The organism is Mycobacterium sp., assembly GCF_036273375.1.
Taxonomy (GTDB): domain Bacteria; phylum Actinomycetota; class Actinomycetes; order Mycobacteriales; family Mycobacteriaceae; genus Mycobacterium.
On sequence record NZ_DASUHS010000174.1, the window covers coordinates 18,695 to 27,527 of the forward strand.

The following is an 8,833-nucleotide window of genomic DNA, read 5'->3' on the forward strand; positions in this document are numbered from 1 at the left end:
AGAGCCATGTCGCCGATGGGAGATCTGCTAGGGCCCGACCCGATCCTGCTGCCCGGAGATACCGATGCCGAGGCTGAGCTGCTTGCCGGTGAGGTGCCCGGCATCGTGGCCGCCGCGCATCCGACGGCGTCGGTGGCCTGGGCGGCGCTGGCCGAGCAGGCGTTGGCCGACGATCAGGCCATCACCGCGTACGCCTATGCCCGCACCGGCTACCACCGCGGCCTGGACCAGCTGCGCCGAAACGGCTGGAAGGGCTTCGGCCCGGTGCCCTACTCGCACGAACCCAATCGCGGCTTCCTGCGGTGTGTGGCGGCCCTGGCGCGCGCCGCCGACACCATCGGCGAGACCGACGAGTACTCGCGCTGCCTGGACCTGCTCGACGATTGCGACCCCGAAGCGCGCAAGGCGCTCGGGCTTTGACGCCTTAAAAGCTGTCCGAACAATCGGTGTCGTTGGGGCAGTCGATCTGGACGGTGGCGTGCTCCAGTCCGCGAGCCGATAACACCGCGCGCGCGTCATGCAGCACCCGCGCGGAGTCGCCGGCGCTGATCAGGTGTGCGGTGCACATGTCCTTGCCAGGCGACAGCGTCCACACGTGCAGGTCGTGCACGTCGATCACCCCGTCGACGGCGCCGAGCGCGGCGCGCAGTTCCTCGACATCGATATGGGTCGGCGACGATTCGGACAGGATCCGCAGCGCGTCGCGGGCCAGTGCGACGGCCCGGGGCAACACCCAGAGCGCAACCAGCACCGCGACGACCACATCCGCGTAGGGCCAGTGCGTCGTCACAGTGACCACCCCGGCGATCAGGACGCCCAGGCTGCCCACGGTGTCGGCGACGACTTCCATGTAGGCGCCCTTGACCGCGAGGCTGCCCGACGAGTGGGAACGCAACAGCAGCGCGACCACGAAGTTAGCGGTCAGCCCGGCCAGCGCGACCACGATCATCGGCACGCCGGGGACGGCGGGCGCTTCGCGGAGCCGGCGGATGGCCTCGTAGAGGATGAACAGCGCCACACCGATCAGCAGCCCAGCGTTGGCGACGGCAGTGAACACCTCGGCGCGATGCCAGCCGTAGGTGCGGGCGGGCGACGAGCTGCCGCGCCGCGCCAGGGTGACGGCGGCCAGTCCCATGAAGACGGCGACGACGTCGGTCAGCATGTGGCCGGCGTCGGCCAGCAGCGCGATCGAGTTGATCAGCAACGAGGTGACCAGCTCCACCACGAAGAACGCCGCCAGGATCGCTGCGGCCATGATCATGCGCGGAATCAGCCGAGCGTCGTCCGTGTCGGCGGGGGTGTGGTTGTGGCCTGCGCCCATGGCGCGAAATATATGCGCATGGGCGCATATATGGCAAGGGTCAGAACCAGCGGCTCCAGAAGCGGGTCAGCGCGTTACCCCAGCCCACCAGGACGTCCGGCACCCCGGATAGGTCGAATAAGGACAACACGAGCCCGAAGAACCATTGGTTGAGCACCGGTGCCAGGAGCAAGAACAACAGGATGACGAAGCCCCACTGCTTGGCCGGCGCCAACGCCCGCTGGGTCTGGGGACTCAGATGTGGTTCCAGGGCGTCGTATCCGTCCAGGCCCGGGATGGGCAGCAGATTCAGCAGCACGGCGGTGAGCTGAAGGAACGCCAGAAACGCCACCCCGGCCCACAGCACCACGTGCGTCGGATCGAAGAACAACCGCGTCAGCACCAGCAGCAGCACCGCCAGCACGAGGTTGGCCGCCGGACCCGCCAGGCTGACCATGGTCCGCCGGGCGGGCGTCATGAACCAGGTCCGCACGTAGACCGCCGCGCCGGGCAGGCCGATCCCGCCCAGCAGGATGATCACCATCGGCAGCAGCAGCGACAGCGCCGGATGGGCGTAGCGGCGCGGGTTTAGCGTCAGGTAGCCGCGCACGGATTCATCGTGATCGCCGAACCGCCAGGCGGTCACCGCGTGCCCGAATTCGTGCAGGCACAGCGACACCAGCCAGCCGGCGATCACGAAGATGAACACGCCGGCATAAGCCAGCGGCCGTGTGCTGATCCCGGCCGACCAGGCCAACGCGGCGCCGGCGCCCGTCAGCCCGATCAGGCCCAAAAAGATCGGGCTGGGACGTACCGATTCGTGCTGGGAGGCAGGGAAGCTCACCGGTCGAAACTAGCCGACCAGTAGCCAGCCTTCGACGTTGCGGTAGAACGCCGAGCGGCGAGTGGCCCGCGCCGCGGGAACGCCGTCGCGCAGCACGGCGACACCCGTGCTGCCCAGCTGGGCGGCGCGGCCGGTGACCCAGCGGCGCCAGAGCCGGCCGGGACCACGGCCTGCGACGGCCGCGCGCAGGCCCGGTGCGGCCAGCATCGGCTCGATCCAGACGCCGGCGACGTCGCCGTCGAACAACGTCGTGTCGTCGACCACCGCCTCGCCGTGGATCCACCGCGCCTCATCGGCCGGCACCCAGCCCGCCCGCCCGACGACCACCGCCCCGGTCTCGTCGCGGATCAGCGTCACCCGCCGGGCCGAGCCACGCCTGGCCCGCCGCGCCGCCCGGAATCCGGTCGGCAGCCGGTAGATCCGGGTTGCCCGGGTGCGGCGGCGCGGCACGTAAGCCACCTCGACGTCCAACCGCTCGGCACGCAGCAGCCGGGTCAGCACGCTGGCCAGCTCGGCGTCGCCGCCCAGCACGATCAGCCGCCGGAATGCGCCGATGGCGGCATCGACGGCGTCCGGGTCGGCGGCGGCCCGCACGACGGTCAGGCCGGCGAGCTGCCATGGCACCCGACGGTCACCGAACACCACCGCCGCCATGTCCGCGATGTTGGCGCCCGCGGTTACCGGCTCTGTCATGCCTGTGTCGCCACCTCCTGGCTTAAGCTGATTTGCCCGGCTCTCCCCCGCAAGCGGGAGGGACCCCCACAGCCGGCCACCGGCGGCCCGCACGGTCGCCAGGCTAGGGTGGGTCACCGGCTGGACCACAATACGCAGGCGAGATCAGGTGGGAGCGTGTCATGCCGGCAATCGTCCTCATCGGCGCCCAATGGGGCGACGAGGGCAAAGGTAAGGCCACCGATTTGCTCGGTGGGCGCGTTCAGTGGGTGGTGCGCTACCAGGGCGGCAATAACGCCGGCCACACCGTCGTCTTACCCACCGGCGAGAACTTCGCGCTGCACCTCATCCCGTCGGGAGTGCTGACCCCGGGTGTCACCAACGTCATCGGCAACGGCGTGGTGGTCGACCCGGGCGTGCTGCTGGACGAGCTGAAGGGCCTCGAAGACCGCGGGGTCGACACCTCCAAGCTGCTCATCTCCGCCGACGCGCACCTGCTGTTGCCGTATCACGTGGCCATCGACAAGGTCACCGAGCGCTACATGGGGAACAAGAAGATCGGCACCACCGGCCGCGGCATCGGCCCCTGCTACCAGGACAAGATCGCGCGCATGGGCATTCGGGTCGCCGACGTGCTGGATCGGGAAGGGTTGACGCACAAGGTCGAAGCCGCGCTGGAACTGAAAAACCAGATCCTGGTAAAGATCTACAACCGCAAGGCGCTGGATCCGCACCAGGTGGTCGAGGCCCTGCTGGAGCAGGCCGAAGGTTTCCGGCACCGGATCGCCGATTCCCGGCTGCTGCTCAACACCGCGCTGGAGGCCGGCGAGGCCGTCCTGTTGGAAGGCTCGCAGGGCACGCTGCTCGACGTCGACCACGGCACGTATCCCTATGTGACGTCGTCGAATCCGACGGCGGGCGGCGCGGCCGTGGGGTCGGGAATCGGTCCCACCCGGATCACCGCCGTGCTGGGGATCCTCAAGGCGTACACCACCCGCGTGGGCTCGGGCCCGTTCCCCACCGAGCTGTTCGACGAGAACGGCGAATACCTGTCGAAGACGGGCGGCGAATTCGGCGTCACCACCGGACGGCGCCGGCGCTGCGGATGGTTCGACGCCGTCATCGCCCGTTACGCCACCCGGGTCAACGGCATCACCGACTTCTTCCTGACCAAGCTCGACGTGCTGTCCAGTCTGGAAACGGTTCCGGTGTGCGTCGGCTACCGGATCGACGGTGAGCGCATCTACGAGATGCCGATGACGCAAAGCGACCTTTCGCGCGCCGAACCCATCTACGAAGAACTGCCCGGCTGGTGGGAGGACATCTCGCAGGCACGAGAATTCGACGACCTGCCCGCCAAAGCGCGCGACTACGTATTGCGGCTGGAAGAGCTTGCCGGAGCGCATATTTCGTGCATCGGTGTGGGGCCCGGACGTGAACAGACCATCGTGCGCCGCGACGTCCTGGCGGCCCGTCCGTGACGGATGCTGCTCAGGATCCCAAAGACCTCGACCCCGAATACGAACACCACGGTGGCTTCCCCGAATACGGGGTGGCCGACCCGGGCCCGGGATTCGGACGATTTGTGGCGGCCATGCGGCGGCTGCAGGATCTCTCCGTGTCGGCCGACCCCGACGACGAGGTGTGGGACGACGCGGCCGATCGTGTCGCGGCGCTGACCGAGCTGCTGGGACCGTTTCAGGCCGCCGCGGAGGGTCAGGCACCGGCCGGACGGACGCCGGGCTTGCCCGGCATGGGCAGTCTGCTGTTGCCGCCGTGGAAGATGACGCGGTACGAGCCCGACGGCTGCGAAATGCAAGGCCATTTCACCCGGTTTCACGTCGGGGGCAATTATGCGGTGCACGGCGGCGTGCTGCCGCTGTTGTTTGATCACATGTTCGGGATGGTCTCCCACGCCTCGAACCGCCCGATCAGCCGGACGGCATTCCTGCATGTCGATTACCGCAAGATCACCCCGATCGGCGTGCCGTTGGTGGTGCGCGGACGGGTCACCAGCACCGAGGGGCGCAAAGCGTTCGTGTCCGCGGAACTGGTCGACGCCGACGGCGCACTGCTGGCCGAGGCCAACGGCCTGATGGTGCAGTTACTCCCAGGCCAGCCCTGAGGCCGGTTGGCCCGCTCCGCTACGCGGGCCGCGTCGTCAGCGGGCGACGTCGGGCTCGCACATTCGGAACCGACCTATCCTTGAGCCGTGACTGACGGCGTGATCGACGGACGGGACGACGAAACGACGGCGCTCGTCGTGCCCCAGCAAGCTCCCGCGCCCGCCGAAGCCCAGGCCGCCCCCGCCGACGGCAGGCCGACGGTAGTGCTGCTGGGGTCTGGCGAGATCAGCCGGGAGCTGGCGATCGCCCTGGGGCGCCTCGGAGCCCGGGTGGTCGCCGTCGACCAGGATCCGCACGCACCCGCGCACGGGGTGGCCGACCAGGCCCTGGTGGTTCCGCTGACCGACGCCGCCGAGCTGTCGGCGGCGCTGCACCGGCTGCAACCCGACTTCGTGGTGACCGCGACCGACGCCGTCGCCGGCGCGGCGCTTGAGGCCCTTGAGAGCCTCGAGGCCACCGGATCCGGCGGGAACCACACCGAGTTGGTGCCCAGCGCCCGCGCCGTGCGGCTCAGTGCCGACCGCGAGGGCCTGCGCCGACTGGCCGCCGACGAGCTGGGGCTGCCCACCGCGCCGTTCTGGTTCGTCGGGACGCTGGGCGAACTCGAGGCGGTGGGCGCGCACGCCGGATATCCGTTGTTGATCAAGCCGGTGGCCGGGCCGACAGGGCGGGGGCAGTCGGTGGTGACGCGACGCGAAGACCTCGGGTCGGCGTGGCAACGCGCGGTGGGCGGTCACGCGGGCCCGGGGCAGCCGCGGGCGCTGGCCGAAACGGTGGTCGAGGTCGAGTTCTACGTGACGCTGCTGGCGGTGCTCGGCGAAGGCCTGGCGGGTCCGGTGATCGAATTCTGTTCGCCCATCGGTCATCGTGACTCTGGCGGGCAGGTGCTGGAATCCTGGCAACCCCAGAAGATGAGTGCGGCGGCGACGGACGCCGCGAGGTCGATCGCCGCGCGAATAGTGAAGGCGCTGGGTGGACGCGGTGTCTTCGCCGTCGAATTGATGGTCAACGGCGACGAGGTGTATTTCGCCGACGTCACGTCACACCCGACCGACAGCGTCTGGGTGACGCTGCGCAGTCAGCGGCTCTCCGCGTTCGAACTTGCGGCACGGACCATCCTGGGCCTGCCGGTGGACACGATGATGGTTTCGCCGGCCGCCGCCCGCGTGATCGACCCCGCCATCTCGTACGGCCCCGCAGCGCTGACCGGCGCTCTGAGCGTACCCGAAAGCGATCTGCGGGTGGTCGGGCGAGGCTACCGGGCGTTGGCCACCGCGCCGGAGGTCACGGCGGCGCGCGACCGCGCCGGGCAGGTGGCGGCCGCCTTGAATAGCCGGGATTCACGCATGCCCGGAACCGCGCCATCGGCCTCGTAGCCACGCGAATCGCCTCATACCTGTTGAATGCCAATTGATTTCGGCATCGATCCGTCTCGTGGGCGATATTCTCTGTCGAGCACACCCGGCCAGACGATCGCAGCGGAATGCGCAGCGGTTGAGTGGGTATACATGCTGGATGACGTTCCACGCGTTCGTGCTCGGCGGGGGCGGCATGCTTGGCGCCGCCGAAGTCGGCATGGCGCGCGCACTGCTGGAGGCGGGAGTACAGCCAGAGTTAGTGTGCGGCACCTCGGTTGGCGCGATCAACGGTGCGGCCATCGCCGCGGACCCGACACCCGAGGGTGCGCAACGGCTATTGGAGATGTGGGAGGCACTCGGCCGGACCGACATGTTCGGCGGTTCGCTGGTCGGCCGGCTCGCCAGCCTGGTGAGCCGCAGAACGGCGCTGCATGGCAATGGCGCTCTCCGCCGAATGCTGCAGGACCACCTGCCGGCGGGGACATTCGAGGATCTCGCTGTGCCGTTCGAGTGCGTGGCGGCCAGTGTCGAGCGTGCCCGTGAGCACTGGTTCGACAGAGGGGAATTGGTCGAGCCCGTACTCGCGTCGTGCGCGCTGCCCGGCGTCTTCCCGCCGGTCCGTATCGGCGACGAGAACTTTTACGACGGCGGCCTCGTGAACAGCATCCCGCTGGGTAGGGCTGTCGCGCGGGGCGCGGACACCGTGTGGGTCTTGCATGTGGGGCGCTTGGAGGAAGATCTCGCCGCACCGCGATTTCTGTGGGAGGTCGCGTTCGTTGCCTTCGAGATCTCGCGACGGCATCGGTTTCTCAGCGATCTCGAACGAGTGGGAACGGAAGTGGCGGTCCACGTGCTTCCAACCGGGTTGCCGCAGCGGTCCTCCGCGACGTGGTCGAACCTGCGCTACCGTGACACCCGCCGGATCGCGGGACGCGCCGAACTCGCTTATGACGCAACGCGCGAGTACCTCGAGGCGCGGCTATGAGGATGCTACGTCGCGTTTTCACGGTGCCGTTAGTAACCATCTTGATGGTTGCCCTCTTGGTCTTGGGGCCGCTGCTGCTGGCCGCCGCAGGCATCACGGGCCTTCTTACCCGGTCGAGTCGGCTCCCGCGCACCGTCGGTGTACTGCTGGCGTACGCCCTTATCGAACTGCGCACGCTCGCAAGGCTTTTAGGTGGAGACCGTGACTGCGACCAACTCATGGAGGACATCCTCACATTCGTTTATGCCGCGGCGCGCAAAATTCTCGACGTAGAGGTCGTCCTCGACCCGGCCTCGACGACCCCGGACGCGACCCCGCGCGATCAGCCACTGATCGTGCTGTCACGCCATTGCGGTCCGGGAGACAGCGTGCTGGTGGCGTGGCTGCTCGTAATCGAATACCGGCTGCAGCTGAGGATCGTGCTTAAATCGATCCTTCAGTGTGAGCCTGTACTCGACTTTGCCGGCGAACTGGGAGGCCTCTGCTTCCTCAGTCGCGGCGACCGCGCGCGCAGACAAATCCGCGGTCTGGCCGAATCGCTCGTCGGCGGTCAGGCGATGCTGGTTTTCCCCGAGGGTGCGAATTTTAGTTGGCCGCGATGGCGCAACGCGATCACCCAACTCCGCGCCACCCGCGGCTTCCGCGCTGCTCGACGTGCGTTGCGGCAATCCCACACGCTGCCACCGCGCAGTGGCGGCGTCGCCGCCGCAGTGGCGGGCGCTCCGAACGCCAACCTACTGGTGGTGACTCATAACGGATTCTGCGCCGACGGGCGGGCCCGACCCTGGTGGCAGCTACCCATTCATCGGCAGTTGCTCATCCGCACGGTTGTGATACCGGCCGGCCGTATCCCACCGCCCGCTCGAATGGGGCCTTGGCTCGATCGAACTTGGACACAAGTCGATGCCTGGGTTGCCGCGCACGCCGAGCGTTCCTAACGTTTGACGTCGACTTTCAGATCAGCGGTATTCATGTTCGCTCCACGATGTGCTGGCTGCAATGGTCAGAGCCCCTGCAGGCGGAAGCACTCAGGCGAGGATACTGTGGCTGGCAACGTTCACGAGGGACGAGGTTAAACGAGGATGACTGCAGAGCACGGACACTCCTACGCGGGAGACATTTCGCCTTTAGACGCATGGAAGCTGCTGAGCGATAATCCCGACGCCGTGCTGGTTGACGTGCGGACCGACGCCGAGTGGCGATTCGTCGGGGTGCCCGATCTGTCCAGCCTCGGCCGTGAGGTGTTGTTCCTGGAGTGGAATTCGTCGGACGGACGGCGCAACGCGAATTTCGCCGACCAACTGCGCGAGCAGGTGGCGCCGGCCGAAACCGACGCGCAGCGCCCGGTGCTGTTCTTGTGTCGCTCCGGAAACCGCTCCATCGGCGCCGCCGAGGTCGCGACCGAGCTGGGCATCACGCCGGCTTACAACATCCTGGACGGCTTCGAGGGCCAACTCGATACCAACGGCCACCGGGGCGAAACGGGCTGGCGCGCCATCGGATTGCCTTGGAAACAGGGCTGATCCGGCGATGACCCCAGCCGACAAC

Annotated in this window: 10 protein-coding genes; 7 read left to right on the plus strand and 3 right to left on the minus strand. The window is 68.1% G+C overall.

Features of this window, described 5'->3' with window-relative positions; genetic code table 11:
- The first annotated feature begins 6 nt into the window (after nt 1-6).
- The gene (locus VFW69_RS16455; protein ID WP_526502568.1) at nt 7-420 is read left to right on the plus strand and encodes a DUF3151 family protein; all 414 of its coding nucleotides are present in this window, start codon (nt 7-9) and stop codon (nt 418-420) included.
- Between the two features lie 4 nt (nt 421-424).
- Here the strand turns inward: VFW69_RS16455 and VFW69_RS16460 are convergent, their stop codons facing one another.
- The 3 genes from VFW69_RS16460 to VFW69_RS16470 are packed head-to-tail and all read right to left on the minus strand — an operon-like array spanning nt 425 to nt 2,798.
- Nucleotides 425-1,321, minus strand: coding sequence for a cation diffusion facilitator family transporter (locus tag VFW69_RS16460; protein ID WP_526502569.1), 897 nt, complete (start codon nt 1,319-1,321; stop codon nt 425-427).
- A gap of 40 nt (nt 1,322-1,361) precedes the next feature.
- Complete coding sequence (locus VFW69_RS16465) at nt 1,362-2,144, minus strand: site-2 protease family protein (RefSeq protein WP_526502570.1); 783 nt, start codon at nt 2,142-2,144, stop codon at nt 1,362-1,364.
- A gap of 9 nt (nt 2,145-2,153) precedes the next feature.
- Nucleotides 2,154-2,798, minus strand: a complete 645-nt coding sequence (locus tag VFW69_RS16470; RefSeq protein WP_526502578.1) for a peptidase M50 — start codon at nt 2,796-2,798, stop codon at nt 2,154-2,156.
- Nucleotides 2,799-2,998: 200 nt separating this feature from the next.
- Between VFW69_RS16470 and VFW69_RS16475 the strand changes: the two genes are divergently transcribed.
- The 6 genes from VFW69_RS16475 (at nt 2,999) to VFW69_RS16500 (ending at nt 8,808) form a co-directional block, all read left to right on the plus strand.
- Nucleotides 2,999-4,297, plus strand: coding sequence for an adenylosuccinate synthase (locus tag VFW69_RS16475; protein ID WP_526502571.1), 1,299 nt, complete (start codon nt 2,999-3,001; stop codon nt 4,295-4,297).
- Nucleotides 4,294-4,941, plus strand: a complete 648-nt coding sequence (locus tag VFW69_RS16480; protein ID WP_526502572.1) for a PaaI family thioesterase — start codon at nt 4,294-4,296, stop codon at nt 4,939-4,941. The genes VFW69_RS16475 and VFW69_RS16480 overlap by 4 nt, the downstream gene beginning before the upstream one ends.
- A gap of 87 nt (nt 4,942-5,028) precedes the next feature.
- A complete protein-coding gene (gene purT, locus VFW69_RS16485; protein WP_526502573.1) occupies nt 5,029-6,318 on the plus strand; it encodes a formate-dependent phosphoribosylglycinamide formyltransferase in 1,290 nt (429 codons plus the stop codon).
- Between the two features lie 139 nt (nt 6,319-6,457).
- Nucleotides 6,458-7,285, plus strand: coding sequence for a patatin-like phospholipase family protein (locus VFW69_RS16490; RefSeq protein ID WP_526502574.1), 828 nt, complete (start codon nt 6,458-6,460; stop codon nt 7,283-7,285).
- A gap of 44 nt (nt 7,286-7,329) precedes the next feature.
- Nucleotides 7,330-8,223, plus strand: a complete 894-nt coding sequence (locus VFW69_RS16495) for a 1-acyl-sn-glycerol-3-phosphate acyltransferase (RefSeq protein WP_526502575.1) — start codon at nt 7,330-7,332, stop codon at nt 8,221-8,223.
- 144 nt (nt 8,224-8,367) lie between these two features.
- The gene (locus VFW69_RS16500; RefSeq protein ID WP_526502576.1) at nt 8,368-8,808 is read left to right on the plus strand and encodes a rhodanese-like domain-containing protein; all 441 of its coding nucleotides are present in this window, start codon (nt 8,368-8,370) and stop codon (nt 8,806-8,808) included.
- The last annotated feature ends 25 nt before the right edge of the window (nt 8,809-8,833 follow it).